At 42.0% G+C, this 424-nt stretch carries 1 pseudogene; it reads left to right on the plus strand.

The window, feature by feature from the left end:
- A pseudogene (locus HMPREF9065_RS10130) lies at positions 1-235 on the plus strand (hypothetical protein); the annotation flags it as partial.
- Positions 236-424: the final 189 nt, after the last annotated feature.

Consider the following 424-nt stretch of genomic DNA (forward strand, 5'->3'; position numbering starts at 1 on the left):
TTCACGATTTCGTGCAACAAGTTGCACGCTACGGTTCTATACCTTACTCATTGTGCAACGGGTAGCAAAAAACTTCCTAAGTTATAACAACATCACCACGCCCCGTCTTCACAGCCATATTTTTTCCTGTTTATTGGAAATTCCGAACGTGGTTTGTGATAACTCTTACGGCAAAAACACCGGCTACGCCAATTTATGGACAAAAACATTGGATTTCGTTGCGTTTTATCGATAAGAAAATGGCGTGGAATACGCCTTTTTTCTCATTATAGGGGGATTATTTACCCCCTCATCGCGTGCAACTTGTTGCACGAATGATTAACCTCAATGCGTAATTCATGATTTCGTGCGTAGCATGCTCGACCAAACCACGCATGGAATGTTATTTAACCCTTTCGGGTATTCACGATTTCGTGCAACAAGT

This window comes from Aggregatibacter sp. oral taxon 458 str. W10330 (assembly GCF_000466335.1).
In the GTDB taxonomy this organism is placed as follows: domain Bacteria; phylum Pseudomonadota; class Gammaproteobacteria; order Enterobacterales; family Pasteurellaceae; genus Aggregatibacter.